General features: G+C 69.0%; 24 protein-coding genes. 7 read left to right on the plus strand and 17 right to left on the minus strand.

All coding sequences use genetic code 11. The annotated features are described in order from the left end of the window. On the plus strand, positions 1-438 hold a 438-nt coding region (locus Q5716_RS15240; RefSeq protein ID WP_491047339.1), incomplete at its 5' end, for an HNH endonuclease signature motif containing protein. 37 nt (positions 439-475) lie between these two features. Beyond that, entirely contained in the window at positions 476-1,225 is a 750-nt protein-coding gene (locus Q5716_RS15245; RefSeq protein WP_305004016.1) for an MBL fold metallo-hydrolase, read from the plus strand. Here the strand turns inward: Q5716_RS15245 and Q5716_RS15250 are convergent, their stop codons facing one another. From Q5716_RS15250 to Q5716_RS15285, 8 genes are all read right to left on the minus strand, one after another. After that, complete coding sequence (locus tag Q5716_RS15250) at positions 1,226-2,056, minus strand: aldo/keto reductase (RefSeq protein ID WP_305004017.1); 831 nt, start codon at positions 2,054-2,056, stop codon at positions 1,226-1,228. Then, entirely contained in the window at positions 2,053-3,288 is a 1,236-nt protein-coding gene (locus tag Q5716_RS15255) for an MFS transporter (RefSeq protein ID WP_305004018.1), read from the minus strand. The genes Q5716_RS15250 and Q5716_RS15255 overlap by 4 nt, the downstream gene beginning before the upstream one ends. An 84-nt stretch (positions 3,289-3,372) precedes the next feature. Further along, entirely contained in the window at positions 3,373-4,218 is an 846-nt protein-coding gene (locus Q5716_RS15260; protein ID WP_305004019.1) for a serine protein kinase RIO, read from the minus strand. A gap of 154 nt (positions 4,219-4,372) precedes the next feature. Next, positions 4,373-5,485, minus strand: a complete 1,113-nt coding sequence (locus tag Q5716_RS15265) for a bifunctional 2-methylcitrate synthase/citrate synthase (protein ID WP_305004020.1) — start codon at positions 5,483-5,485, stop codon at positions 4,373-4,375. Between the two features lie 11 nt (positions 5,486-5,496). Continuing rightward, entirely contained in the window at positions 5,497-6,402 is a 906-nt protein-coding gene (prpB, locus tag Q5716_RS15270) for a methylisocitrate lyase (protein WP_305004021.1), read from the minus strand. After that, on the minus strand, positions 6,402-7,907 hold the full coding sequence (locus Q5716_RS15275; protein WP_305004022.1) for an MmgE/PrpD family protein: 1,506 nt from the start codon (positions 7,905-7,907) through the stop codon (positions 6,402-6,404). Before Q5716_RS15275 ends, prpB begins: the two co-directional genes overlap by 1 nt. After that, a complete protein-coding gene (locus Q5716_RS15280) occupies positions 7,908-8,537 on the minus strand; it encodes a GntR family transcriptional regulator (protein ID WP_305004023.1) in 630 nt (209 codons plus the stop codon). A 244-nt stretch (positions 8,538-8,781) separates the two neighbouring features. Further along, complete coding sequence (locus tag Q5716_RS15285) at positions 8,782-9,267, minus strand: MarR family winged helix-turn-helix transcriptional regulator (RefSeq protein ID WP_305004024.1); 486 nt, start codon at positions 9,265-9,267, stop codon at positions 8,782-8,784. A 39-nt stretch (positions 9,268-9,306) separates the two neighbouring features. Here Q5716_RS15285 and Q5716_RS15290 point away from each other — a divergent pair, with 39 nt between their 5' ends. Beyond that, positions 9,307-10,185 carry a DMT family transporter gene (locus tag Q5716_RS15290; RefSeq protein WP_305004025.1) on the plus strand — a complete coding sequence of 293 codons (879 nt, stop codon included), beginning with the start codon at positions 9,307-9,309 and terminating at the stop codon, positions 10,183-10,185. Here Q5716_RS15290 and Q5716_RS15295 read toward each other — a convergent pair. Next, positions 10,142-10,909 (minus strand): alpha/beta fold hydrolase, encoded by a 768-nt coding sequence (locus Q5716_RS15295; RefSeq protein ID WP_305004026.1) that lies wholly within the window; start codon positions 10,907-10,909, stop codon positions 10,142-10,144. The genes Q5716_RS15290 and Q5716_RS15295 overlap by 44 nt on opposite strands. A gap of 73 nt (positions 10,910-10,982) precedes the next feature. Here Q5716_RS15295 and hrpA point away from each other — a divergent pair, with 73 nt between their 5' ends. Both hrpA and Q5716_RS15305 read left to right on the plus strand, forming a co-directional pair. Beyond that, entirely contained in the window at positions 10,983-14,723 is a 3,741-nt protein-coding gene (gene hrpA, locus Q5716_RS15300; RefSeq protein WP_305004027.1) for an ATP-dependent RNA helicase HrpA, read from the plus strand. Between the two features lie 75 nt (positions 14,724-14,798). Next, positions 14,799-15,638 (plus strand): HpcH/HpaI aldolase/citrate lyase family protein, encoded by an 840-nt coding sequence (locus Q5716_RS15305; RefSeq protein ID WP_305004028.1) that lies wholly within the window; start codon positions 14,799-14,801, stop codon positions 15,636-15,638. Positions 15,639-15,658: 20 nt separating this feature from the next. Here Q5716_RS15305 and Q5716_RS15310 read toward each other — a convergent pair whose 3' ends face one another. The 5 genes from Q5716_RS15310 to Q5716_RS15330 all read right to left on the minus strand — a co-directional run bounded on the left by Q5716_RS15310 (position 15,659) and on the right by Q5716_RS15330 (position 20,704). Next, positions 15,659-16,594, minus strand: a complete 936-nt coding sequence (locus Q5716_RS15310) for a quinone oxidoreductase family protein (protein WP_305004029.1) — start codon at positions 16,592-16,594, stop codon at positions 15,659-15,661. A gap of 10 nt (positions 16,595-16,604) precedes the next feature. Continuing rightward, complete coding sequence (locus Q5716_RS15315) at positions 16,605-17,087, minus strand: GNAT family N-acetyltransferase (protein WP_305004030.1); 483 nt, start codon at positions 17,085-17,087, stop codon at positions 16,605-16,607. Then, a complete protein-coding gene (locus Q5716_RS15320; protein ID WP_305004031.1) occupies positions 17,084-18,076 on the minus strand; it encodes a ribonucleotide-diphosphate reductase subunit beta in 993 nt (330 codons plus the stop codon). Before Q5716_RS15320 ends, Q5716_RS15315 begins: the two co-directional genes overlap by 4 nt. A 67-nt stretch (positions 18,077-18,143) precedes the next feature. Next, positions 18,144-18,236 (minus strand): ribonucleotide-diphosphate reductase subunit beta, encoded by a 93-nt coding sequence (locus Q5716_RS15325; protein WP_305004032.1) that lies wholly within the window; start codon positions 18,234-18,236, stop codon positions 18,144-18,146. Continuing rightward, a complete protein-coding gene (locus Q5716_RS15330; RefSeq protein ID WP_305004033.1) occupies positions 18,233-20,704 on the minus strand; it encodes a ribonucleoside-diphosphate reductase subunit alpha in 2,472 nt (823 codons plus the stop codon). The genes Q5716_RS15325 and Q5716_RS15330 overlap by 4 nt, the downstream gene beginning before the upstream one ends. Before the next feature lie 251 nt (positions 20,705-20,955). Here Q5716_RS15330 and Q5716_RS15335 point away from each other — a divergent pair, with 251 nt between their 5' ends. Continuing rightward, entirely contained in the window at positions 20,956-22,164 is a 1,209-nt protein-coding gene (locus tag Q5716_RS15335; protein WP_305004034.1) for an MFS transporter, read from the plus strand. Positions 22,165-22,299: 135 nt separating this feature from the next. On the opposite strand, the gene Q5716_RS15340 is transcribed toward Q5716_RS15335, so the two are convergent. Next, positions 22,300-22,863 carry an NADPH-dependent FMN reductase gene (locus Q5716_RS15340; RefSeq protein ID WP_305004035.1) on the minus strand — a complete coding sequence of 188 codons (564 nt, stop codon included), beginning with the start codon at positions 22,861-22,863 and terminating at the stop codon, positions 22,300-22,302. Between the two features lie 59 nt (positions 22,864-22,922). On the opposite strand from Q5716_RS15340, the gene Q5716_RS15345 reads away from it, so the two are divergent. After that, positions 22,923-23,645, plus strand: a complete 723-nt coding sequence (locus tag Q5716_RS15345; protein WP_305004036.1) for an alpha/beta fold hydrolase — start codon at positions 22,923-22,925, stop codon at positions 23,643-23,645. 3 nt (positions 23,646-23,648) lie between these two features. Here Q5716_RS15345 and Q5716_RS15350 read toward each other — a convergent pair whose 3' ends face one another. Both Q5716_RS15350 and Q5716_RS15355 read right to left on the minus strand, forming a co-directional pair. Continuing rightward, complete coding sequence (locus Q5716_RS15350) at positions 23,649-24,917, minus strand: MFS transporter (protein WP_305004037.1); 1,269 nt, start codon at positions 24,915-24,917, stop codon at positions 23,649-23,651. Then, positions 24,914-25,900 (minus strand): aldo/keto reductase, encoded by a 987-nt coding sequence (locus Q5716_RS15355; RefSeq protein WP_305004038.1) that lies wholly within the window; start codon positions 25,898-25,900, stop codon positions 24,914-24,916. Before Q5716_RS15355 ends, Q5716_RS15350 begins: the two co-directional genes overlap by 4 nt. Between the last annotated feature and the right edge of the window lies 1 nt (position 25,901).

Raw genomic sequence — 25,901 nt, forward strand, 5'->3', positions numbered from 1 at the left:
CAAGCCGCCGACCTCAAGCACGGCACCGGGTTCTCCTACCTCGAAGGACAGACCGCGTTCCTGTCCACCGCCACCGCCCAACGCCTCGCCTGCGACACCGGGTGGCTACCAGTCCTCTTCGACGGCGCCGACCCCATCGACGTCGGCCACACCCAACGACTTCACACCCCGAGACAACGCATCGCCGCCACCGCCCACTGGAACGGCTGCCCCTGGGGCGACTGCGACCGACCACCCACCATGACCGAAATGCACCACATCCACGCATTCGACGGCACCAACACCACCCTCGACAACGGCATCCCCCTCTGCCGCTTCCACCACATGCAACTCCACAACAACCACTGGCACATCCACCAACAACCCCACGGACTCACCGCCATCTCCCCCACCGGAGACGAAGTACCCCTCCGACCCAAAAGCCCATTCACGCAGTAGTCGGGATGCACTCGATCGGCCGGGATAGTCTCGGAGTATGTCGAGGACGACCATCACCTACATCGGCGGACCCACCGCCGTGATCGAGTACGCGGGACTGCGAATCGTCACGGACCCGACATTCGACCCGCCCGGTTCGTACGGTGAGCCGGATGACCCGCCCCTCGTCAAGACGGCCGGCCCGGCCATCCCGCGCCTCGAGCTCGGCCCGATCGACCTCGTCCTCCTGTCGCACCACGAGCACGAGGACAACCTCGACTACGAGGGTCTTGAACTACTCGCCACGGGGGTGCCGACGCTCAGCACCATGAAGGCCGCGAGCGATCTCTTCGGAGGCGGCGTCATCGGCCTCGACAACTGGGAGACCCACGAGATCGGAGACGTCGTCGTCACCGCGGTTCCGGCACTGCACGGTCCGCCCGGCTCGGAGAAGCGGCTCGGCCCCGTCATCGGCTTCGTCCTCGAAGCGCCCGGATGCCCGACCGTCTACGTCTCCGGAGACAACGCGTCGCTGCCGCTCGTCGAGCAGATCGCCGGAGCCTTCGACCGCATCGACATCGCGATCCTGTTCGCCGGGGCCGCCCGCATCCCGCAGATCGACGCGCCCTTGACCCTCACGTCGCTCGACGCGCTCGAAGCGGCGCGACTGCTCAACGCCACCACCGTGGTGGGCCTCCACACGGAGGACTGGGAGCACTTCAGCGAATCGCGCGAGCAGCTCGAGGAGGCGTTCGCGGACGCGGGGCTGCTCGTGGCAAACCCGCGCGGCGAGACGATCGTGCTCTAGCTAGAAGCGCGCAGCCTCCGGGTCGGCGCCGACACGGTTGCCGGCGTCGAGCGCATCGATCGCACCCATCTGCTCGCCCGACAGCTCGAAGCCGAAGACGTCGAAGTTCTCGGCCATGCGCTCCCGCGAGTTCGACTTCGGGAACACGATGATGCCCTTCTGTAGGTGCCAGCGGATCACGACCTGCGCGGGGCTGACACCGTGCGCCGCCGCAGCATCCGCGATGGCCGGCAGGCCGAACAGGTCGTACTTCCCCTGACCGAGGGGACCCCACGCCTCCGTGTGGATGCCCTTGCTTGCGAGGTACTCGCGCAGCGGGGCCTGGGCGAACGTCGGGTGCAGCTCGACCTGATCGACAGCAGGCACGACCGTCGTCTCCGCGAGCAGCCGGTCGAGGTGGTTCTCGTGGAAGTTCGACACCCCGATCGAGGTCGCCTTGCCGGAGCGCTGGATCTCCTCGAGCGCGAGCCAGCTCTCCACGTACTTGTCGAGGTCGGGACGCGGCCAGTGGATGAGGTAGAGGTTCACGTGCTCGAGGCCGAGCTTCTCGAGGCTCAGGTCGATCGCGTCGAACGCCGACTGCGTGCCCTGGTCGCTGTTCCACAGCTTGGTCGTGACATAGAGCTCGTCACGCGGGATGCCCGACTTCTCGATCGCGCGACCGACTCCGACCTCGTTGCCGTAGACGGCAGCGGTGTCGATGTGCCGGTAGCCGACCTCGAGCGCGTCGGAGACGATGCGCTCTGTCTCGTCGGGGTCGACCTTGAAGACACCGAAGCCGAGCTGCGGGATCGTGGTTCCGTCGTTGAGGGAGATGGTGGGAACAGTCATGCGTCCAGCCTAGAACCGGGCCCGCGCTCGATCGCCCAGTTGACGACGCCGAGCACGACGAGTACGGCCGTCGAGGCGACCACGAGCAGGAACGCCGTCGAGTGGCCCGCGGCGTCGGCGACCGCCCCGGTGATCGCACTCGACAGCGACTGGCCGAGGATGACGCCGCCGCTCACGAGCGTCATCGTCGTCGTCGCCCGTCCCGCCGGCGAGCGCACCGAGGTGAGGCTGAACAGGGTGACGAGGATCGGGCCGATACCGAAGCCCGTGACGAGGAGCACCGCCACCATGGCCGGGATGCTCTGCACGAACGGCATCGCAGCCGAGCCCGCGAGGGCGACGACGGCGAAGAGCATCCATCGCCATCGATAGGGGAAGCGCTCGGGCAGCAGCACGATACCGAGCGCGAACGCGGCAGACCCGATGCCCATCGCACCGTAGACGATGCCCGCTTGCGATACCTCGGCATACACGCCCATGAAGGCAGTGAGCGACGTGAGCGCGGCGCCGAAGAAGAAGCCGACGGTCACCGTACCCGCCGCGAGCACGAGGATGCCCGCCCGGAACAGCTCCGACCGCGGAGCAGCCACCGCCGGAGTGCCCGCCCGCACAGCATCGACCCGCGCCGTCGGATGCAGCGCGAACGCGCCCACGAACACCAGGGTGAGCACCGCAGCGATCACGATCGGCGACCACGGCCCGACGAGGAACGCGAGAACGCCGACGAGCAGCGGGCCGAAGACGAACACGAGCTCGTCGGCCATCGACTCGTAGCTCATGGTTCCTGCGATCGCCTTCGCGTGCCGCTCGATCGGCAGCGTGCGGCCGAGGATGGCGACGAGTCGCGTGCGCGACATGGGTGAGAGCTGCGGGCTCGTCGCCCCGACGAAGAACGCCGCCGCGAGCACCACGGGCAGTCCAACCGCCCCGTAGACGAGCGCGGTGATGGCGAGCAACGCCGCCGCGTTGAGGGCTGCGGCGACGAGCAGCACCGGCCGCTGGCCGAGCCGGTCGGCGAGGGCGCCGAGGAACGGACCGCACACCGCGCTACCGATCCCCACGAACGCCGAGGTGAGGCCGGCCTCCGTGTACGACTCGCGCACGGTCGCGACGAGCGTCAGCACCCCGACGACGGTCATGGCGAACGGCAGCCGGCCGATGAACGCGACGGGGAAGTAGCTCCAGCCGACCGCTCTCAGCAGGCTGGCTTTCGGGGGTGCGGAATCGATCATGGGGTGCGCTTTCGACGTGCGCTCGACCCTGCCCTCAAAGCGCGATGCCCGAAATGGACCCGGCGGCCCACCCACCGCACCAGTCTACGAGTAGAGCTCGCCGAGCAGTTCGCCGAAGAGCTCCTCGGCGTCGACGGGCACGCGCCGCCGCGAGAACCACTCGGCGATGTTCACGCAGTCACGGTGCAGGAGGTCGAGCCCGTTCGGGTTGCTGATCGCGTCGACGATCTGGGGCAGGTCGATGACCACCACCCGACCGCGGTTCACGAGGAGGTTGTACGGCGAGAGGTCGCCGTGCGCGAAGCCCGCTCGCGCAAAGACCCGCATCGCGTCGACGATCTGCTCGAGCAGGTCCGGCAGCGACTCGTCGTCGCGCACCTGCGCCAGTCGCGGGGCGGCCGTGGTCCCGTCGCCGATGAACTCCATGAGCAGTTCCGTGCCGTTGACCTGCACGGGGTACGGCACGGGTGCGCCGAGCAGGTGCATCCGGCTCAACGCCTCGAACTCGGCGAAGGCCCAGTGGTCTGCGGCGAGCGCCCGACCGTAGGCGCTGCCCTTGGCGAGGGCGCGGGCATCCCGGCTCCGTCGCGTGCGACGACCCTCTTCGTACAGCGACGACCGCGTGAAGTCGCGGTGCTCGGTACCGCGATAGCGCTTGGCCGCGAGGATGCTCGACGGCCCGCCGGGCTCGCCCCGCTCGATGAGGTAGAGGTCTGCCTCCTTGCCGGTCTTGACGATGCCGAGCTCGGTGTCGAGCGCACCGTCGGACGTGATCACCCAGTCGGGCCACGGCTGGGGGCCGCGCTGGCTGGGAGTGATGGCGGTCCAGGTGCTGCGGCGCTGGCCGTCGCCGGGTTCGACGTCCGTGAACGTCAGTGTTGTGGACAGCGCCTGGGACGCGTCGGTGGGGTCGATCGAATCGAGAAACAACGTGAGGTGCTCCTAGAACAGGAGGCGCCTCGACAGAATCAGAGCGAGCGCGCCTCGGAAAGGGAAAGGTCGGCTGAGAGCACGACAAAGACCGTGGTCACGATTGCCTCCTTCCGTTCCGAGTGGACCTGAAGCGTATACCCGATCGGCGGGTTCAGGGAAGGTGCCGCTCCTCCGAGCCGACGTACGAGCTCAGCGGGCGGATGAGCGCGTTCGCGCGCAACTGCTCGATGATGTGCGCGGTCCACCCGGTCACACGGCTCGCCACGAACAGCGGGGTGAACGTGAGAGTGTCGAACCCCATGAGGTGGTAGGCGGGGCCGCTCGGGTAGTCGAGGTTCGGCAGGATGCCCTTGCGCTCCGTCATCGCGGCCTCGAGCGTGTCGTACAGCTCCCCCAGGTCGGGCCGCTCGTAGTGGGCGATGAGGGTGTCGAGCGATGCCTTCATCGTGGGCACCCGCGAGTCGCCGTTCTTGTAGACGCGGTGGCCGAATCCCATGATCTTGCGCTTCGCAGCGAGCGACTCCTCGAGCCACGCGACCGCGCGATCAGCCGACCCGATCTCGTCGAAGATGTGCATGACGGCCTCGTTCGCGCCGCCGTGCAGCGGGCCCTTGAGCGCACCGATGCCGCCCACGACCGCCGAGTAGAGGTCGGAGAGCGTCGACGTGATGACCCGCGCCGTGAACGTCGATGCGTTGAAGGAGTGCTCCGCGTAGAGGATCATCGACACGTCGAACGCCGAGACCACGACCTCCTCCGGCACCTCGCCGAAGGTCATGTGCAGGAAGTTCGCGGAGTAGCCGAGGTCGTCGCGCGGCTCGACGAGGTGCTCGCCGCGACGGCGGCGCTGGTCGTACGCGACGATGGCGGGGAGCTGCGCGAAGAGTCGCGTGGCCTTGTCGAGGTTCGCCGTCTCCGAGTCATCCGGCGTCGAAGGGTCGGAGGCGCCGATCACACTCACCGCCGTCCGCACGACGTCCATCGGATGCGCGGACTCCGGCAGCTCGTCGACGACGCGCTTGACCACCGGATCGAGGTGGCGGTGCGCCCGCTCGAACTGCTCGAACTCGGCGAGCTGCTTCTCGTCGGGCAGTTCGCCGTGCCACAGCAGGTACGCCACCTCCTCGAAGGTGCACTTCGCGGCGAGCTCCTGCACGGGGTAGCCGCGGTAGAGCAACGAGTTCGTCTCGGGGTTCACCTTCGAGATCGCGGTGGTGTCGACGACGACTCCCGCGAGCCCCTTGCGGATCTCGGTCTCGGTCATGGGGTGTGCTCCTAGCGGTTGGTGCTCAGATCGAACGTGAAAACGCCCTCGTCGAAGGCAGCATAGGCCGAGTAGTCGACGAGCTCGTAGAGCCGGGCGCGGGTCTGCATGGTCGGTACCTGAGACTGCAGCGACCCCTCGGCGGCGAGGGCATCGAGACCACGCTCGATCGCACCCATCGCGATGCGCAGCAGCGACACCGGGAAGATGACCATGTTCACGCCGACGTCCTGCAGCTGCTGCACGGTGAAGAGGTCGCTCTTGCCGAACTCGGTCATGTTCGCGAGGATCGGCACGTCGACCGCGGCCCGCATCGCCTCGAATTCGGAGAGATCGGCCATGGCCTCGGCGAAGATGGCGTCGGCACCCGCATCCACGAGGGCCTTCGCCCGATCGAGGGAGGCCTGCAGTCCGTCGACACCGCGGATGTCGGTGCGCGCCATGATGAGGAAGTCGGGGTCGCGACGCGCCTGGACGGCAGCCCGGATGCGCTTCACCGCGGTCTGCTCGTCGACGACGTCCTTGCCGTCGAGGTGACCACAGCGCTTCGGGTTGACCTGGTCCTCGAAGTGGACGCCCGACAGGCCGGCGTCCTCGAGCACCTGCACGGTGCGGGCGACATTCATCGGCTCGCCGAAGCCGGTGTCGCCGTCGATGAGGGTGGGCAGGTCGGTCGTGCGGGCGATCTGACCGCCCCGTTGGGCGACCTCGCTGAGCGTCGTGAGCCCGATGTCGGGCAGGCCGAGCTCGTTGGCCATGACGGCGCCCGAGATGTAGACGCCCTCGAAGCCCTTCTCCTGGATGAGCCGCGTCGACAGCGGGGTGAACGCCCCGGGGAAGCGCTGGATGGTGCCGCTCGACAGTCCGGCGCGGAACGCCTTGCGCTTGTGGGAGGCGGTGACGTGGGAGTGCAGCATCAGAAGATCCCCTTCGGCGTGACGGCGGGGAACGACCCGCGTACGGTGAGTCCGCCGAGCTCGGCGGCGGTGAGCTCGGGCAGCCGCTGGGCGACGTCGAGGAAGCGCTCGATCTCGGCATCCGCGAGCACTCCCGCGGCGAGCGAACGGAACTTGCCGACGTACTGCTCGCGCGCGAACGGGCGAGCGCCGAGCGGGTGCGCATCGGCGACGGCGATCTCGTCGACGAGGCGCGAGCCGTCGGCGAGCTCGATCTCGACGCGGCCGCCGAACGCCTTCTCGGCGATGTCGAGGGAGTGGTAGCGGCGCGTCCACTCGGCGTCCTCGACGGTCGTGACCTTGTTCCAGAGCGCGACGGTGTCGGGTCGCGCCGCGCGCTCCGGCGAGTAGGAGCGCTCGTGGTGCCACTCGCCGTCCTGGAGCGCCACGGTGAAGATGTACGGGATCGAGTGGTCGAGCGTCTCGCGGCTCGCGGTCGGGTCGTACTTCTGCGGGTCGTTCGCGCCCGAGCCGATCACGTAGTGGGTGTGGTGGCTCGTGTGCAGCACCGCGCGCACGATGTTCGCCGGGTCGCGGAGCTCGGGATGCTCGGTGCCGAGCTTGCGGGCGAGGTCGATCCACGCCTGCGCCTGGTACTCCGCCGAGTGCTCCTTCGTGTAGGAGTCGAGGATGGCGAGCCGCGGCTCCCCCGCCTCCGGCAGCGGCACCTCGTAGCGCCCCTCGGGCCCGTCGAGGAGCCATGCGATGACGCCGTCCTCGCCCTCGTAGATCGGGGTCGGACTGGTCTGGCCGCGCATCGCCCGGTCGACGGCCTCGACGGCCATCTTGCCGGCGAATGCGGGGGCGTGCGCCTTCCACGTCGAGATCTCGCCCTTGCGGGACTGGCGGGTCGCGGTCGTGGTGTGCAGCGCCTGGCCGATCGATTGGAAGATCGTCTCGGTCGGCAAGCCGAGCAGCGTGCCGATTCCGGCGGCCGCCGAGGGGCCGAGGTGGGCGACGTGGTCGATCTTGTGCTTGTGCAGGCTGATCGCCTTCACGAGGTCGATCTGGATCTCGTAGCCCGTGACGATTCCGCGCAGGAGTTCCGCGCCGGACCGCCCGAGGTGCTGGGCGACGGCGGTGATCGCGGGGATGTTGTCGCCCGGGTGCGAGTACTCGGCCGACAGGAATGTGTCGTGGTAGTCGAGCTCGCGCACCGCCACCCCGTTCGCCCACGCCGCCCACTCGGGGCTCGTGAGCAGGTCGCTGCCGACGACGGTGGCCCCGTCGCCGCCGCGCGACACCGGGTGCGCCTCCGCCTGGGCGCGAGCCGAGACCACGGGCGCGCGGGTGAGCGAGGCAACGGCCACGGCGGCGTTGTCAATGACCCGGTTGATGACCATGTCGGCGACCTCGGCGGTCGGTTCGAGCTGCTCGCTCGCGACTTCGGCGATCTTCCAGGCGAGCTGGTCCTCTCGGGCGAGGTGCTCGTCGCTGCGGTAGGTGCGGACGGGGTGGAGCTTCATCTACTTCCTTCTTCCGAGGATGTTCTGCAGGCTTCGGTGCAGGTGGACGTGGGTGGCGGATGCCGCGAGCTCACCATCGCCCGCGGCGACGGCCTCGACGATCGTGAGGTGCTCGTGCGCCGCCTCGATGAGGCGGTCGGTGTCGTCCTGGGAGATCCGTCGGACCCGAGCGAGGTGGGGTCGGACGGTGCGCAGGGCCGCCACGAGGTAAGGGTTGGCGGCCGCGGCATCCATCGCCTGATCGAAGCGAGCGACGAGGTCGTAGTACTCCTCGCGATCGTCGGTGGCGAGGAGCGCGGGGGCGGCGGAGAACTCGAGCGCGAGCTGCTCGAAGACCCGGGGGTCGCGACCGCGCGCCGCGAGCCGGGCGAGCTGCTGCTCGAGGGCCTGGCGGAGCTCGAAGAGCTGGGCGATGTCGTCGAGCGAGACGGCGGTCACCACGAGTCCGCGGCCGCCTTGAGCGGCGACGAGCCCGTCGGCGACGAGTCGGCCGAGCGCCTCGCGCACGGGGGTTCGGGAGACGCCGAGCCGCTCGGACAGCTCGACCTCCGCGAGCACCGTGCCGGGCTCGATCCGCCAGTCGATGATGTCCTCGCGGAGGGTCGAGTACGCGCGTTCACTCGCTCGCATCGCACCTCCTGTGTATACACAGCGTACGCCTTGTCGCGTTGAGATGTCACCACCGGCGCCGAATGTATACATCCCCGCGCGGGCGAGAGGGCCCTCCCTTTCCGAAACGACGGAGATCGCGGTGAGATAGTGGGCGCCAGACTACGAGGGCCGCCCTCCCCGCGGGGATCTCCGTCGTTTCGGAAGTGGACAGGGTCAGGTCAGGTCAGGGAGGGGGGACAGGGGCGGGGACGAGGGATGGTCGCTAGGTGCGCGCCAGCCACTCCCGCAGGATGCGCTCGAGGGTCGCGCGGTCACGCTCCGGCACCTCCGCGAGGAGCCGCTGCTCGTTCGCCATGTGGTCGGCGAATGCCGCGTCGATCACCTCTCGACCGCGATCGGTGAGGGCGACAACCCGGGCGCGGCCGTCGTGCTCGGATGCCCGCCGGGACACGAGCCCGGCATCCTCGAGCCGATCGACGCGCTTCGACATCGCCCCCGTGGTCACCATGGTGTGGTCGGCGAGCTCGCCCGGCGCGAGCTCGAACGGATGCCCCTGCCGGCGCAGCGCGGCGAGCACGTCGAACTCCCCCTCCCCGAGCCCGTGCTGCCGGTACACCGCGACGAGCTCGTCCGTGAGCCGGTTCGCGAGCCGATGCAGTCGGCCGATGACGCCGAGCGGCGCGACATCGAGGTCGGGGCGCTCGCGGCGCCACTGCTCCTGGATGCGAGAGACGTGGTCGGGGGTCATCCGTCCATAATATCTTCCTCGGAAGCTATAGTAGCTTCCATGGAAACTAAATGGCGGTGGATGCTCGTGACCGCGATCGCCCCCGTCGCGTGGGGCTCCACGTATATCGTGACGCGCGAACTGCTGCCCGCAGACCAGCCGCTGTGGGGAGCGTTCATCCGCGCGCTGCCGGCGGGCCTCATCCTGCTCGCCCTCGTACGCCGCCGCCCGCACGGGTCGTGGTGGTGGAAGTCACTCGTGCTCGGCGTGCTCAACATCGGGGCGTTCTTCGTGCTCGTGTACCTCGCGGCGCAGCTGCTGCCGTCGAGCGTGGCCTCCACGGTCATGGCGACCTCAGCGGGGGTTATCCTGCTGCTGGCCTGGCCGATCCTGCGGCAGCATCCCACGTGGCTGTCGCTCGCGGGGGCGCTCGTGGGGTTCGCCGGGGTCGTCGTCATGCTCTCCCCGGGCGGCGCCGACGTGAACCCGTGGGGCGTCGTCGCCTCTCTCGCCGCGATGTGCTGCTCCTCCGTCGGCTTCCTGCTCGCGCGTCGCTGGAGCGGGGATGCCCCCATCCTTGCGACCACCGCCTGGCAACTGCTCGCAGGCTCCGTACTACTCGCCCCCGTCGCCGTCCTGGTCGAGGGCCCTCCGCCGTCGCCGACCCCGGGCTCCGTCGTCGGCTTCGCCTACATCACCCTCATCGGCACGGCGCTCGCCTTCGTGGCATGGTTCACCGGACTGAAGCACCTGCCTGCGGGCGTCGTCGGCGTGGTGGGTCTCCTCAACCCGGTAACCGGCGTCCTGCTCGGCACTCTCGTCGCCGGTGAGTCGCTCACGGCGCTTCAAGGGCTGGGCATCCTGCTCGTGCTCGGGGGTGTCGGGCTGGGCAGCGCTAGATCGCCTGGGCGACGACGCGAGCCAGCCGCTTCCCGATGAGGTGGTCGCTCGCGGCGACCCGGTGCACCGTGACCCCCCGCAGTCGGGCGACGATCTTCATCGAGCCCGCCGCGGAGAACTCGTCCATCGAGCCGTAGACGATCTCGACGGGAGCCTTCACGGCGGCGAGGTCGCTCACGGTCGTCTGCGACTCGATGGAGTTCTGCAACGACTTCACGAACGGAGTCCAGGTGCGCTCGGTGATGTCCATCGCCTTCGGGATCGCTAGGAACTTCTCGACGATCGCCGCGTGCTGAAGGGTGAAGCCTTTGTTCTCCCGGATGTAGCGGTAGGCCCTCAGGTAGAAGTCCATCACCCCACGATCGAGGTCGTCCGAGAGCTCGCCCGGGGACAGGTAGATGGGCGGGCTCACGAGCACGAGCTTGGCGACGTGCCGCGGCCATCGAGCGGCGTACCGGGCGCCGATGAGCGCGCCCATGGAGTGGCCGACGAGCGTGAAGGGCTCCCGTAGCCGCAGAGACTGGATCGTGCGGTGGATCGCTCTTGCGTGGTCGGCGAGCGCGTAGTCGCAGTCCTCCACGATCGGCGAGGTGCCGAAGCCGAGCAGGTCGATGGAGATGCAGCGGTGACCGCTCTCGAGGAGCGGGATGAGGTTCTGGAACGTCACCGAGGACGACGCGATGCCATGGATGAGAACGACGACGGGTCCATCGCCGCGGTCGTCGACGATGTTCAGCAGCGGCGGCGGCGACAACCAGCGCATGCGACGAGTATGCCCTAGCGATCATCTCTGGCGATCATCCCAAAGTCCCACCGGGGATTAAGCTGGAGGGCTCATGTCTGAGACCGCCCCCGTCATCTCCTACCCGCCCGAGCTGCCCGTCAGCCAACGGCGGGACGACATCGTGCGCGCGGTCAGCGAGAACCAGGTCGTCATCGTCGCCGGTGCCACCGGCTCGGGCAAGACGACCCAGATGCCCAAGATGCTGCTGGAGATGGGCTTCCGAACGATCGGGCACACCCAGCCGCGGCGGATCGCGGCGCGCACGATCGCCGAGCGCGTCGCCGACGAGCTCGGCACGACCGTCGGCGGACTCGTGGGCTACCAGGTGCGGTTCACGGATGTCGCGGGACCGGACACCCGCATCCGGCTCATGACCGACGGCATCCTGCTCAACCAGATCCACCGCGACCGCGACCTGACGCAGTACGACGCGATCATCATCGACGAGGCCCACGAGCGCAGCCTCACCGTCGACTTCCTGCTCGGCTACCTCAAGCAGCTACTGCCCCGCCGCCCGGACCTCAAGGTCATCATCACGAGCGCGACGATCGACCCGGAGAGCTTCTCGAAGCACTTCGACGGCGCACCCATCATCGAGGTCTCCGGTCGCACGTACCCCGTGGAGATCCGCTACCGCCCTCTCGTCGCGGAGGCGTCGGACGACGAGGACGGCGAGGAGACGGCGGACCGGGACTACCTCCAGGGCATCAACGACGCACTCGACGAGCTCGCCCGCGAGTCCGACGGCGACGTTCTCGTGTTCCTGTCCGGGGAGAACGAGATCCGAGATGCCGAGGATGCGATCCGCGGGCGGAACCTGCCGCTCACCGAGGTGCTGCCCCTCTACGGGCGCTTGAGCGCGGCCGACCAGCACAAGGTGTTCGATCGGCGCAGCCCGGGCATCCGCCGCCGCATCGTCCTCGCGACGAACGTCGCCGAGACCTCGCTCACCGTGCCGGGCATCAGGTACGTCATCGACGCCGGAACCGCGCGCATCAGCCGCTACAGCGCCCGGTCGAAGATCCAGCGGCTCCCCATCGAGGCGATCAGCCAGGCCTCCGCCAACCAGCGCTCGGGTCGCTCAGGGCGCACGAGCGACGGCATCGCGATCCGGCTCTACTCGGAGGAGGACTTCCTCCGTCGGCCCGAGTTCACCGACCCCGAGATCCTGCGCACCAACCTGAGCTCGGTCATCCTGCAGATGATCTCGCTCGGCCTCGGCGACATCGAGGCCTTTCCCTTCCTGCAGAAGCCCGACTCCCGCGGCGTGCGCGACGGCCTTGACCTGCTCAAGGAGCTGAATGCCCTCGACAAGGACGGCCGCATCACGCAGATCGGTCGTCAGCTCACCCGGCTTCCGCTCGACCCGCGGCTCGCGCGCATGGTCATCGAGTCGAAGCGGCAGGGATGCACGCGCGAGGTCATCGCGATCGTCGCGGGCCTGAGCATCCAGGACCCTCGCGAGCGCCCCCTCGAGCGACGCGCGCAGGCGGACCAGCAGCACGCGCGGTTCGTCGACCCGACGAGCGACTTCCTCACGCTGCTCAACCTGTGGAACCACCTGCACGAGCAGCAGAAGGAGCTCTCCGGCAACCAGTTCCGCCGCACGGTCAAGGCCGAGTACCTCAACTACCTGCGAGTGCGGGAGTGGCAGGACGTCTACCGCCAGCTCACCCGCTCTGCCAAGCAGCTCGGCCTCCACGTCGGCGAGCCGCACATCAACCCGGACGGCATCCACCGCAGCATCCTGTCCGGACTGCTCTCGCACATCGGCCTCCGCGACCTCGCGAAGAAGGACTACGCCGGCGCCCGGGGCACCCGCTTCATCGTGTTCCCGGGCTCCGCGCTCGCGAAGAAGCAGCCCGCCGCGATCATGAGCGCCGAGCTCGTCGAGACCAGTCGCTTGTTCGCGAGGATGAACGCCGCCATCGATCCGGCGTGGGCGGAGCCGCTCGCGGGCGACCTCGTCAAGCGCACCTACTCGGAGCCGCACTGGGAGAAGAAGCAGGGCGCCGTCGTCGCGTTCGAGCGCGTCACCCTGTACGGGGTGCCGATCGTCGCGAAGCGGCGCGTGCAGTTCTCGAGGATCGACCTGCCCTACGCCCGCGACCTGTTCATCCGGAATGCGCTCGTTGACGGCGATGTGCCGTTCGAGAGCCTCAGGGGACGGGCCTGGGGCTTCTTCGTGGCCAATCGCGAGCTGCGGGAGCGCCTCGCCGAGGTCGAGGAGCGCACGCGCCGCCGGGACATCCTGTTCGACGACGAGGCCGTCTTCGAGTTCTACGATCGGCGGATCCCCCGCGACGTGGCGAGTGTGCGCGACTTCGAGGGCTGGTGGAAGAAGGCGCGCACCGACTCCCCCGACCTGCTGCTCATGCGCGAGGAGGACCTCCTCGACGACGACGACGAGCTGCCCGACACCCAGGACTTTCCCCCGACCTGGTCGCACCGCGACCAGTCACTCGCCCTCTCCTACCGCTTCGAGCCCGGCGCCTCCGACGACGGCGTCACCGTCACCGTGCCGCTCCCCCTGCTCGCCGGGCTCACCGCCGACGGATTCGACTGGCAGGTGCCGGGGTTGCGCGAGGAACTCGTCACGGCGCTCATCAAGGCTCTCCCGAAGCACATCCGCAAGAACGTGGTCCCCGCCGCGGACTGGGCGCGCCGGCTCCTCGCGGATGCCCCCGCCGAGCCGGAGGGATCGATCACCGACTTCCTCGCCCGCCAGATCCAGGCGCAGACGCACACGCCGGTCACGCCCGCCGACTTCGACTGGACGCGCGTGCCCGAGCACCTCACCGTGACCTTCGCCGTCGCGGATGCCCGCGGGAAGGTCATCCGCCGCGGCAAGTCGCTCTCCGCCCTCCAGGCGGGCCTCAAGCCCGCCGCCCGCGAGTCCGTCGCCCGGGTCGTGGATGCCCCCCGCGCCGCCGAGCGCGTCGAGCGCACGGGCATCACCTCGTGGGACTTCGGAGACCTCGAGCGCTCGCGCGATGTCTCGCACGGCGGCAACACGATCCGTGCCTACCCGGCGCTCGTCGACGAGGGCGCTTCGGTGGCGATCCGGCTGCAGGCGACCGCGGCGGACCAGGCGGCGATTCACCGGCGCGGGGTCCTGCGCCTGCTGGTGCTCGCGACCCCCTCGCCGGCCGGCTACGTGCAGGAGCACCTGACCACTCAGGAGAAGCTCGCGCTCGCCGCATCCCCCTACCGCTCGAATGCGGAGCTGTTCGAGGACTGCCTCATCGCGTGCATCGAGGCCGTCGTCGACGTCGGCGAGATCTTCACTCAGGCGCAATTCGAGGCCGCGCGCACCGCGGTCTCCGCCGCGATCATGGACCTGCTGTTCGACACCGTCTCGCTCGTGTCGCGCATCCTGTCGGGGGCGCGCGATGCCGACAAGGCGATCCGGGATGCCACGAGCATGTCGCTCATCGCGCCGCTCGGCGACGCCCGCTCCCAACTCGATGCGCTCGTGCATCCCGGCTTCGTCTCCCGTGCGGGGCTCCCCCGACTTCGCCGGTACCCGCTCTACCTGCAGGGCATCGTGCACCGGGTATCTCGGCTGGCGGACAATGCTGGTCGCGACCGGGCGTGGATGCAGGAAGTGCAGGCGGCGACGGCGACGTACGTCGCCGCGGGTGGCAGCCTGCCCCTCGCGGCCGACGCGAGCCCCGCTCTGCGCCGGGTGCGCTGGATGCTCGAGGAGTTGCGTCTCTCGCTGTTCGCCCAGCACCTCGGCACCGACGGACCGGTGAGCCCGCAGCGGATCGCGAAGGCACTGGTCGAATAGCACGTGTTAAGCAGAGGTGTACACCAAGGCTTAACGCGGTAGCCTGGGAAGCCCCCAAGGAAGAGGTTCGTCGCAGTGCAGCAGCAGACCCCCCGAGACGTGTCCGCCGAGATCGCCCGCTCCTGGCTCCTCGTCGCCGCCACGCGCCCCGAGGACTTCGACGCAGCCGAGGCGTCGCGCGCCGACCAGATCATCCTCGATGTCGAGGACGCCGTCGACCCCCGTCGCAAGGACAGCGCCCGCGGGGACATCGTCGACTGGCTGAGCTCCGGCGGCAGCGGCTGGGTACGCATCAACGACCGCACGAGCGACTTCTGGTCGGACGACGTTGACGCCCTCGCCGGTTTGCCCGGTCTCCGCGGGGTCATGCTCGCCAAGACCGAGGCCGGCGCCCACGTCACCGAGACGTTCGACCGGTTACGCGGCACGACCCCGGTCATCGCTCTCGTGGAGTCCGCCCTCGGCATCGAGGAAGCCGCCGCAATCGCCCGCGCGCGCGGCGCCTACCGGCTCGCTTTCGGCAGCGGCGACTACCGCCGCGACACCGGCACGAGCGCCGACGACCTCGCGATGGCGTACCCGCGCAGCCGCCTCGTCGTCGCGAGCCGCGTCGGCAAGCTGCCCGGTCCCATCGACGGACCTACGGTCGGTACGAGCCATCCGGTGCTGCGCGAGCAGTCGTCCGTGGCCGTCGCGCTCGGGATGACCGGCAAGCTGTGCCTCGACCTGGAGCAGCTTCCGATCATCAACGAGGTCATCAGCCCGACGCGCTCGGATGTCGCGTGGGCGCGCGAGTTCCTCGCCGACTTCGAGGCCCGCGGCCGGGTCATCCGCGACGGCTCCGACCTGCCGCGGTTGGGCCGTGCGGAGAAGATCGACAAGCTCGCGCGGGCGTTCGGGGTCGAACCCGCCTAGCTCCCGGCCCCGGGGCGCTGCTACGGCAGCAGCGCGACCTGGCCGCCCGGGTGGCCGCTCGCGACGAGCTCGAGGGCGGCGCGCGCCTCCGCGAGCGGGAACGTTCGGCCCACCACCACATCGAGGGCGCCGCGATCGGCGAGCTCCACGAGGGGACCTCGTGCGGCCGAGCGGATCTCGCGTCCCGGGTCGGCACCGGGCCCGCCCCCGAGCAGCCGGATTCCCGCCTCTCCGCCCCGCGCGAACGCCGCGATCGTCGCGATGCGATCCCGGTCCGCGACCAGTTCGAGGGAGACGTCGACCGCTTCGTCGGTGCCGACGGTGTCGAGGGCGACATCGATGCCCTCCGGGGCGGCCGACCGCACCCGGTCGGCAAGCCCCTCCCCGTAGATGACGGGGATGCCCCCGTGATCGGCCACGAGCTGCTGGTTCGCGGCGCTGGCCGTGCCCACGACCGTCGCCCCGCGCTGGAGAGCGAGCTGGAGGGCGGTGAGCCCGACGCCGCCCGAGGCGCCGTGCACGAGAACCGTGTCGCCGTCGTGCACGCCCGTCGCCTCCAGCAGGTGGGTCGCGGTCACCCCGACGAGGAGCAGGTTCGCTGCCCGCGCCCAGTCGAGCGCGCGCGGCTTGCGCAGCACCGAGGTCGCGGGCACCGTGACGTCCTGGGCATAACCGCCGACCACCGGGTAGGCGACGACCTCGTCCCCGACCGCGATCTCCCCGAGCGGACCGACCGCGCCGTCGCCGACCGCCGTCACGACGCCCGACAGCTCGATACCCGGTCGCGCCCCCGCCTCCGCGCCGGCGAGCTTCTTGAGGTCGACGGGGTTGATCCCTGCCGCCCGCACCGAGATCGTCACCTCCCCGGAACCCGGCGCCGCCAGCGGCACCTCCCGCAGTTCGAGAACCTCCGGCCCACCGGGGCCGCTCGCCACGATCGCGTGCGTCGTCGTCATGCTCCCGACGCTACTCCAGGCGCTTGCGGTAGCACAGGGCGTTCGCGATGACGCCGTACTTGCCGAACGCCGGGATCTGCTCGTAGCCGAGGCTGAGATACAGCGCGATCGCCGCGACCTGCAGCGGCCCGGTCTGCAGGACGAGGGATGCCACGCCCCGCTCCCGCGCGACCGCCTCGAGCTCGAGCATGAGGGCGCGGGAGATCCCGCGCCCCCGGGCCGTCGGCGTCACGAACACCTTTTTGACTTCGAGCTCCCGCTCGAACGGACGCAGGGCGGCGTGTCCCACGGGCTCGTCCCCGTCCAGGGCGAGCACGGTGTGCACGATGTCCGCAGCATCCACCGCGAGCGCGTCGTCGATTGCGGCGTTCACCTCTGCGCTGTTGCCCGCGGTGAACACCTCGTACATGGCGCTCGTCTCCGCGTTCATCGCATCGCGAAGGGCGGCCGCGCGCGGGTCGTCCCACTCGACGGTGACGAGCCGCAGACTCACCTGGATGCGGTCGTCGCGGACGCGTTCGACTCGTACGACGTGTTGGTCGACTCGAAGAAGTTGACGAGCTGGAGGGTGTCGTTGGCGGCCGCCATCCACTTCGCCGGGTTCGCGACGTTGTAGTGGGCGCCGAAGCCCAACTCCTCGAGTCGGCGGTCGGCGAGGTACTTGACGTACTGGTTGATGTACGTCGCGTTGAGGCCGAGGATGCCGCCGGGCAGGAGGTCGAGGTTGTACTGCTCCTCCATCTCGACGGCGTCGAGGATCATCTGCTTGATCTCCGCCGCGAACTCCGGCGTCTGCAGGTCGGGGTTCTCCTCGAGGACGGTGAGGATGAGGTTGATGCCGAACTTGAGGTGCAGGCTCTCGTCGCGCACGATCCAGTCGACGAGGGAGCCGAAGTTGCGCAGCAGGTTGCGCTGGCGGAAGCTCAGCGCGACCATGAACCCCGAGTAGAACCAGATGCCCTCGAGGATGATGTTGTACGCGATGAGGTTGCGGATGAAGTCCTGCTTGCCCTCGGTCGTCGTGATGTCGAGGGCGTCCTCCGTCATGCGCTTGATGAACTTGACCTCGAACTCCTCCTTGCGCGCCATCGACGGCACGTCGACGTGGGAGTTGTAGGCCTCCTCGCGGTCGATCGGGAAGGTCTCGAGCACGTACTCGAAGCTCATGCAGTGGTTGGCCTCCTCCCACATCTGCTTCGCGAGGTAGAGGTGCGCCTCGGGGGCGTTGATGTAGGGGTAGACGCCGAACGCGAGCGCCTTGTTGACGAGCAGCTCGTTCGGGTTGAAGTAGCTCATGAGGAAGGTGATCGCGTGGCGCTCCTCCTCCGTCATCTTCTTGAAGTCGGCGATGTCCTCGCCGAGCTGGATCTCGTTGGGGAACCAGGTGTTGGCGACGGCCTGGTCGTAGAGGTCCATCGCCCACTTGTAGGTGACGGGCTTGAGGAGGAGGCCCTCCTGGATTCCGGTGCCGAGGATCGGCATGATGACTCTCCTTCTGGGATGTTCCGAGCGGGGCCCGCCCGCGGTCGGCGTGCGGGCCCCTAGGGGGTTACTGGCAGCTGTCGCACTGCAGGTCGTCCATGGGGTCGACCGGCACGTCGTACTCGACGGTGTTCACGAAGACGGAGCGCTCCATGGTCACGCCCCCAGTCCGCCGAAGCCGCGGCGGGCGGGAGCCGCAGCGGGAGCGGCCGCCTCGACGGGAGCCGCGGCATCCGCCGCCGCACCGAAGCCGCGCTTGGCGCCCTCGGTGATCTCCTCCGTCTTGTTGACCTTGACCGTCGACTGCTCGGCCGTGTGGCGGGGCTTCATGTGCAGGTAGTACGTCGTCTTGACGCCGCGCTCCCACGCACCGAAGTAGATGTCCATCATGTCGCCGAGGTCGCGCGTCTCGAGGTACATGTTGCGGCTGATGGCCTGGTCGATCCACTTCTGGGCGCGAGCGGCGACCTCGAGGAAGGCGTAGGGCGAGAGCTGGAAGCTCGTCTTGTAGACCGCCTTGAGGTCGTCCGGGATCGCGGCGATGCCCTGGATGTCTCCCTGGCTGCGCAGGATCGACTCGCGGGTCGACTCCCAGATGCCGAGGCGCTGGAGGTCGGCGACAAGGTTGCGGTTGACCTCGAGGAACTTGCCGTTCGAGGTCGCGCGGCTGAAGATCTGCGAGAACTGCGGGTCGAGACCGGGGGTCGTGCCGGCGACGAGACCGATCGACGCGGTGGGCGCGATCGCCATGAGCGTCGCGTTGCGCATACCGCCCTTGACCTTGGCGCGCAGCGCGTCCCAGTCGAGGCGGGTGGTGCGGTTCACCTTGATCTCGACACCGCGGTCCTGCTCGGTGAGGGCGATCGAGTCGAGCGGGACGAGGCCCTGCGACCAGCGGCTGCCCTCGAAGTTCGGGTAGGCGCCCCGCTCCTTCGCGAGTTCGGTGGATGCATCGATCGCCGCGTACGAGACGTGCTCCATGATCTCGTCGATGAGGTCGTAGGCCTCTTCGCTCTCGTAGCTGTAGCCGAGCTTCTCGATGATGTCGGTGAAGCCCATCACGCCGAGGCCGACGGCGCGGTTCTGCTGGTTGGAGAAGTCCGCCTCCTTGACGCTCGAGCGCGTGATGTCGATAAGGTTGTCGAGCTGGCGCACCGCGAGGCGGGCCGACTCCTCGATCTTCGCGAAGTCGACGGTGGGACGGGCATCCGGCGTCGACGCCTCGATGAGGTGCTGCGACAGGTTGATCGACGCGAGGTTGCAGACGGAGACGTTGTCCTCGTCCTGCGGGAGCGTGATCTCGGTGCACAGGTTGGAGAGGTGGATCGTGCCGGTGTTGTTGTTGAGGGCGCGGTTGTTGATCGTGTCCTTCCAGGTGAGCCACGGGTGGCTCGTGGTCTGGAGGGAGATGAGGATCGCCTTGAACTGCTCGCGCGCCGAGATCTTCTTGACCATCCGCAGCTCGCCCGCCTCGGCCTTGGCGACGTACTCGTTGTAGCGCGCCGAGAACTCCTTGCCGTAGAGCTCGTTGAGGTCGGCGACCTCGAGCGGGTCGAACAGGTACCAGTCGTCGTCGTTCTGCACACGCTTCATGAACTCGTCGGAGATCCAGACAGCCGTGTTCGCGGTGCGGGTGCGGCGGTAGGGGTCGCCCGAGTTGTTGCGCAGCTCGAGGAACTCGGGGAAGTCGAGGTGCCAGTTCTCCATGTAGAAGCACAGCGCGCCGAACTTCTTGCCGCCGCGGCTGACCGCGCGAAGGATCGAGTCGATCGTGTGCATGAACGGGATCGGACCGGTCGAGGTGGTGTTGTTGGAGCGGATGGGCGAGCCCTGCGCGCGGAGCTTCGTGACGGAGAGGCCGATGCCGCCGGTGCCCTTCGTGAGCCACATGACATCGCGCGTCGTCTTCGCGATGTGCTCCATGTCGTCCTGCATCTCCATGACGAAGCAGTTCGCGAGCTGCGGGTAGATCGTGCCCGCGTTGACGAGGGTGGAGCCGGCCGCGAGGTACTCGAGGCTCGACATCTTCTCGTAGAACTTGAGCGCCGCCTCGGTGGGGTTGGCCTCGTTGAGCGAGAGGCCCATCGCGATGCGCATCCAGAAGTACTGGGGCACCTCGAGCGCGTCGCCGTTGCGGCCCTTGATGCCGTAGCGGTTGTTGAGGGTCACGACGCCGATGTACTTGAGCAGCTCGTCGTGCGAGGGCTCGAGCTGGGTCGCCAGGTAGTCGAGGTCGAAGAGCTGGGTGAGGCGGGGGTCGAGGAGTCCCTCCTCGACGCCGCGGGTCACGTTGGGCTTGAAGTGCGCGCGGTGCAGCTCCTTGAGCTCCTCCGCCGTCTCGTAGTCGCCGAGCACGCGCTTGTAGATGGTCTTGAGCAGCAGGCGCGCGGCGACGATGTCGAACGCGGGGTCGTCCTTGACGTTCTGCAGGGCGACCTGGATGACCGCCTCGTCGAGCTGCTGGGTGGTGATGCCGTCGAACAGCGTGAGCTCGAGCTCGGACGCGATCTGCGTCACCCACGTGATGTTCTCGTCGAGGCCGGCGCTGGCCGCCTCGATCGCCAGGTTGATCTTGTTCGCGTCGTACGGCTCCCGCTCGCCGCTGCGCTTGACGACAGTGATTCCCACCAGAACTCCCTCTGTTCAGACCTCGAATCGGGGCATTGTGTACCCCGGAATACGCTCTCCGGCAGTCTCCCCCGCCGGACGGTTCGATCACTATATCTCGTGCCACCGACACGGGGGTAACCCTAGATGTAGTGGGCGTGTCGTCCACAGGTGTGGATAAGTTCGGCGGGGTTATGCACACTTTTCACAGGCTCCGGGGCTCCATTCCGGCCCGTGATCACGCGAATGCCCGCCGCTAAGCTGGGAGCCTTGTGAGTAGCTACATCAGCCTGTTGAGAACCCCCGGAGTCGGACGGATCATCGCCGCCCAGCTCACCGCGCGGTTCCCCGGCGGGATGCTCTCCCTCGCGTACCTCCTCCACATCGAGCGCGTGCACGAGTCGTACGGCGCGGCCGGACTCGTGCTCGCCGCCACGAGCATCGGGCAGGCGATCGCCGGCCCGCTGACGAGCCGGTGGATGGGCGTGTGGGGCATGCGCCGCGTGCTCGTGCTCACGCTCATCGTGTGCGCGACGAGCATCTTCTCGATCGCCCTCATCCCGATGTCGGTGCCGGTCTACATGCTCGTCGGCTTCCTCGGCGGGCTCAGCACTCCCCCCATCCAGCCCGCGGTGCGGACGATCTACCCGAAGATGGTCAACTCCCGGCAGCTCACTCCCCTGTTCTCGCTCGACGCCTCGGCGCAGGAGATCATCTGGGTGGCCGGGCCGGTCATCACCACCTTCGTCGCGACCCAGGTGTCGACGCAGTCGGCGATCATCCTCGCCGGGGCCTTCCTCATCGGGGGCGGGATCTGGTTCATCGCCTCCCCGGAGGTCGGGCGCGTCCGCATCCCGCGATCCAAGCGCTCGTTCGGCACTGTCCTCAAGCGACCGCCCGTACTCCTGGCGACCATCACGGGCTTCCTTCTCGTGGGCGCGTGCGCGGCGGTCGAGGCTGGCGTTGTCGCCGTCTTCGGCCACGGCGGACCCGAGGCCGGCATCGTCCTCGCCGTGTTCGCGCTCGGCTCGCTCGTCGGCGGGCTGTCGCTAGGCCACCTCCCGATCGGCCCGTGGGCGCTCGCGCGCCGGATGCTCGTCGTCTTCGTCGGCATGGCGCTCGCGATGGCGTGGCTCGACTTCTGGTGGCTCTCGATCGCCTTGCTCGTCGCGGGCATCGGAATCGCCCCCGCGCTCGCCGTCATCTTCGCGATCGTGTCGTCGAGCGTGAAGTTCAGCGACACCGCCGAGGCCTACGGCTGGGTCGGTACGGGGCAGCTCATCGGCGCGGCGATCGGCTCCGCGATCGCGGGCTTCCTCATCGACGCGAACGGCGCTATCGGCGGGTTCTGGGCCGCGGCCGCGTTCGCCCTCCTGGGCTTCGTCGTGCCCACCCTCCTGCGCCGATGGCATCCCGACCTGCGCGGTCGCGAGGTGGGGCCGATTCCCGACACGGCGCCGGTGCCGGTACAGCCGAGCTAGCGACCACCACGGCCCGCGTCATCCCGCTCCACCCCGTTTCTCAGGAATATCAGCCCGCGGGCGACACTATCCACTCGGCGGGCGCGTATTCCTGAGAAACCGGGTTGTCTCAGGATGCTCCGGCGAGTTGCCGCCCTATACCGGGGTGCGCAGCGTCGTCAGCGCACTCGACAGGTCGTGCAGCTGGTTGAACACCGTGTGCAGGATCGAGTCGTGCTTCTGCTCGGGGTGGAAGACCCCGTCCTGAACGTGCTGGCCGACGAAGTTGATCTCGACGTTCGCCCCCGCCTTGACGAGGCCGATCGTCGTGAGCACGGGCTCCAGCGCGGCGACACCTCGGCTGCCCGCGGACACTCCGCCGTAGCTCACGATCGAGACCGGCTTGTGCCGCCACTCCTGCGACAAGTAGTCGAGGGCGTTCTTGAGCACGGGCGAGTACGAGTGGTTGTACTCGGGGCTCACGAGGATGAACGCGTCAGCAGCATCCACCCGCTCGCTCCACGCGATCGTGTGCGGCTTCGTGTACTGGCGCTTGGCCGGGTGGGCGGGCTCGTCCATGAACGGGAGGGCGAGCTCGGCGAGATCGACGAAGTCGACGTCGAAGCGCCCCTCGCTCGATGCCCGCTGGTGCACCCACTGAGCGATGGGAAGGCCTGCTCGGCCCGGACGGACGCTGCCGACAATGATCATGAGCTTCATGTGACAAGTCAACCATTGGAGGGCTGAGAGCCTTCCCGGGGATTCGGTACCGTATGCGGATGACCCTCCCCACCGTCACCTGGGGCACGCCGGGCGGCCCCCGCGCCCTCCTCGTCCACGGCCTCAGCTCCGAGTCGGGCTCGTGGTGGCACCTCGCGCCCGCCCTCGTCGAGGAGGGATGGCACGTCACCGCCGTCGACCTGCGGGGCCACGGCGCGGCGGCGCGAGCCGACTCCTACGCTCTCGCCGACTATGCGGGCGACCTGCCGCGCCAGGGCTGGGACCTTGTCGTGGGCCACTCCCTCGGCGGCGCGTCGACCGTGCTCGCTGCTCAGGATGCCGGCTTCGCGCGCAGGCTCGTGCTCCTCGACCCGGTGCTGCACGTGCCGGCAGAGCTGTGGGACGAGACCATCGCCGACCAGGTCTCGGAGCTCGAGCTCACCGCCGAGACGATCGCCGAGCTCAAGCCGCACTGGCACGAGCGCGATCGGGCGGCGAAGCTCGAGGGCGTGCGCGCCGTGCATCCCGACGCCGTCTCCCGCACGTTCACCGATTCAGGCACGTGGGACATCCGCTCCGAGGCCGAGGCTCTCGGAGTTCCGACGCTCATCGTCTCGGGCGACCCCGAGGTCTACACGATGCTCGCGCCGGAGACCGCCGCTCGTGTCGCCGCGAACCCTCGCGTCGACTATGTGATCGTGCCGGGCACCGGGCACTCGCCCCACCGCGACCGGCCCGACGAGACCATGGCCGTCATCCGGGAGTGGCTCGCGCGCGGCTGACGGCTACTGCGCGGCGAGCGGATCCGTCGGGCCGGCACCGTCATCCTGCACGACGTCCTCGGGGTTGGGCAGCGACCGAAGGAAGGGGAAGAAGGCGAGGCTCGCGAGCATCGCCGCACCGCCTCCGACGAGGAGCGGGAGGGCGAGCGACCCCGTCGCGATCGCGCCGCCGAGCAGCGAGCCGATCGGCATGGTGCCCCACAGCAGGGTGCGCCAGGCGCCGTGCACCCGCCCGAGCAAGCCACCGGGGATGATGCTCTGCCGCAGCGACATGATCAAGATATTCCACGTCGTGATGGCCAGGGAGCTCACCGCGAAGCCGATCGCCCCGCCCCAGACGGTCGGCACGAGTCCCGCGAAAAGGAACGCGGCGCCGGAGAGCGCCGACATGACCCCCATCGTCGTGCCGGCTCCCCACCAGCGCTTGAGCCGATCGGTGATCGCCGCGCCGATGATGCCGCCGACCGCTCCCGTGATCATGAAGACGCCGAACCAGGCTTCCGGCACCTCGAGCGTCTCGAGCACGAAGAGCACCCACGTCGCCGTCGCGGCGGAGGTCGCGATGCCGATGAAGATGGTCAGGAACCACAGGATGCGCAACTGCCGGTGCCCGAGGATGAATCGGAACCCGTCGGCGAACTGCCGATACCAGGCAGGCCTCGGCCCCGCATCCGCATCCTCGAACTGAAGCCCGGATGCCGCGCGCGGCAACGCGAGCGCGAGCGCCCCCGCCACCGCGAACACGAGGCCGTTGAGCCCGAGCGGGATGAGCACGGACACGGCGAAGAGAGCCGACGTCAGCGGACCGGACACGAAGTTCTGCACGACGAGCTCGCCGCCTTCGATGCGGGAGTTCGCGCGCGGGAGATTCTCCCGAGCGACGATGCTCGGTACGACCGCCCGGATCGCGCCGTCGTACAGCGTCTCGAACGCCCCGTAGACGAAGATGACGATATACAGCCACCAGATGGTGAGCTCGTCGGTGGCGACGAGCACGACGAGCAGCACCCCGAGGGCGGTGCGCACCGCTTGCGCGACGGCGAGCGCGCGGCGCCGGTCGACCCGGTCGATGACGATGCCCGACGGGATCGCGAAGAACAGCCACGGCAGCATCGCGAGCGCGGCGATCACCGAGATGAGCACGGGGTCGCTCGTCAACCGGGCGGCGAGCAGCGGGATCGCCGTGCGGGCGATCCCGTCGCCGAGGCTCGACGCGAGGTTTGCGGTGAAGAGGTTGCCGAACGCCGGGCCGAGACCCGGGCGCCGGCTCACCATCGGTCGTGGACGGCTGCCCGGATGCGCCGGTCGTAGAGGTCGCGGACCTGCTCGGTGAACTCGGGCGTGAGCTCCGGAACCGAGCCCGCGCTCGCGTTCGACTGGGCCTGCCGCACGGTGCGCGCGCCGGGGATGACCGTGGTGACGCCCGGCAGCTGCGCGAGCCACGCGAGGGCGGCAACCGCGGGGGTGAGCCCCTGCGAGTCGGCGAGCTCGGCGAACTCGAGGGCGGCCTCGACGCCGAGCTCGAAGTCGATGCCGGAGAAGGTCTCGCCCACGTCGAACGCCTCGCCGTGGCGGTTGTAGGTGCGGTGATCGTCGGCGGCGAACACGGTGTCCTTCGTGTAGCGCCCGCTCAGCAGTCCGCTCGCGAGCGGCACGCGCGCGATGATCGCCACTCCCGCATCCATCGCCGCGGGCAGCACCTCGTCGAGCGGCTTCAGCCGGAACGCGTTGAGGATGATCTGCACGCTCGCGACTCCCGGCCGGGCGATCGCGGTCAGCGCCTGCCCCGCCTCCTCGACGCTGACGCCGTACCGCGCGATCGCTCCCTCCGCGACCAGCGTGTCGAGGTCGTCGAAGACGCGGTCGGACTCGATGACCGCGGTCGGCGGGCAGTGCAGCTGCACAAGGTCGAGGGTGTCGCGGCGCAGGTTGGCGCGCGAGCGATCCGTCCAGGCGCGGAAGTTGGCCATCGAGTAGTTCTCGGGCTCCTGCGGCAGCCGCCGGCCGAGCTTCGTCGCGACGAAGACGTCGAGGTCGGGGTGATCCGCGAGGAAGTCCCCGATGAACGACTCGCTCCGGCCGTCGCCGTAGACGTCGGCGGTGTCGAAGAAGTCGACGCCGGCCTCGACGGACGCGGTGAGGATGGCACGGGCATCCGCCTCGCTGACATCCCCCCAATCGGCGCCGAGCTGCCAGGTGCCGAGGCCGATGACGGAAACAGGGCGGCCGAGCCGCGCGGCGGTGCGATGCTGCATG

The sequence above is a fragment of the Antiquaquibacter soli genome, assembly GCF_030580675.1.
GTDB lineage: Bacteria > Actinomycetota > Actinomycetes > Actinomycetales > Microbacteriaceae > Rhodoglobus > Rhodoglobus soli.

Excerpts from the sequence above, each read along its gene's own strand:
- Q5716_RS15245 (WP_305004016.1), top strand. The coding sequence starts at position 476 with ATGTCGAGGACGACCATCACCTACATCGGCGGACCCACCGCCGTGATC.
- Q5716_RS15250 (WP_305004017.1), bottom strand. The coding sequence starts at position 2,056 with ATGACTGTTCCCACCATCTCCCTCAACGACGGAACCACGATCCCGCAG.
- Q5716_RS15255 (WP_305004018.1), bottom strand. The coding sequence starts at position 3,288 with ATGATCGATTCCGCACCCCCGAAAGCCAGCCTGCTGAGAGCGGTCGGC.
- Q5716_RS15265 (WP_305004020.1), bottom strand. The coding sequence starts at position 5,485 with ATGACCGAGACCGAGATCCGCAAGGGGCTCGCGGGAGTCGTCGTCGAC.
- prpB (WP_305004021.1), bottom strand. The coding sequence starts at position 6,402 with ATGCTGCACTCCCACGTCACCGCCTCCCACAAGCGCAAGGCGTTCCGC.
- Q5716_RS15275 (WP_305004022.1), bottom strand. The coding sequence starts at position 7,907 with ATGAAGCTCCACCCCGTCCGCACCTACCGCAGCGACGAGCACCTCGCC.
- Q5716_RS15280 (WP_305004023.1), bottom strand. The coding sequence starts at position 8,537 with ATGCGAGCGAGTGAACGCGCGTACTCGACCCTCCGCGAGGACATCATC.
- Q5716_RS15285 (WP_305004024.1), bottom strand. The coding sequence starts at position 9,267 with ATGACCCCCGACCACGTCTCTCGCATCCAGGAGCAGTGGCGCCGCGAG.
- Q5716_RS15290 (WP_305004025.1), top strand. The coding sequence starts at position 9,307 with ATGGAAACTAAATGGCGGTGGATGCTCGTGACCGCGATCGCCCCCGTC.
- Q5716_RS15295 (WP_305004026.1), bottom strand. The coding sequence starts at position 10,909 with ATGCGCTGGTTGTCGCCGCCGCCGCTGCTGAACATCGTCGACGACCGC.
- hrpA (WP_305004027.1), top strand. The coding sequence starts at position 10,983 with ATGTCTGAGACCGCCCCCGTCATCTCCTACCCGCCCGAGCTGCCCGTC.
- Q5716_RS15310 (WP_305004029.1), bottom strand. The coding sequence starts at position 16,594 with ATGACGACGACGCACGCGATCGTGGCGAGCGGCCCCGGTGGGCCGGAG.
- Q5716_RS15320 (WP_305004031.1), bottom strand. The coding sequence starts at position 18,076 with ATGCCGATCCTCGGCACCGGAATCCAGGAGGGCCTCCTCCTCAAGCCC.
- Q5716_RS15340 (WP_305004035.1), bottom strand. The coding sequence starts at position 22,863 with ATGAAGCTCATGATCATTGTCGGCAGCGTCCGTCCGGGCCGAGCAGGC.
- Q5716_RS15345 (WP_305004036.1), top strand. The coding sequence starts at position 22,923 with ATGACCCTCCCCACCGTCACCTGGGGCACGCCGGGCGGCCCCCGCGCC.
- Q5716_RS15355 (WP_305004038.1), bottom strand. The coding sequence starts at position 25,900 with ATGCAGCATCGCACCGCCGCGCGGCTCGGCCGCCCTGTTTCCGTCATC.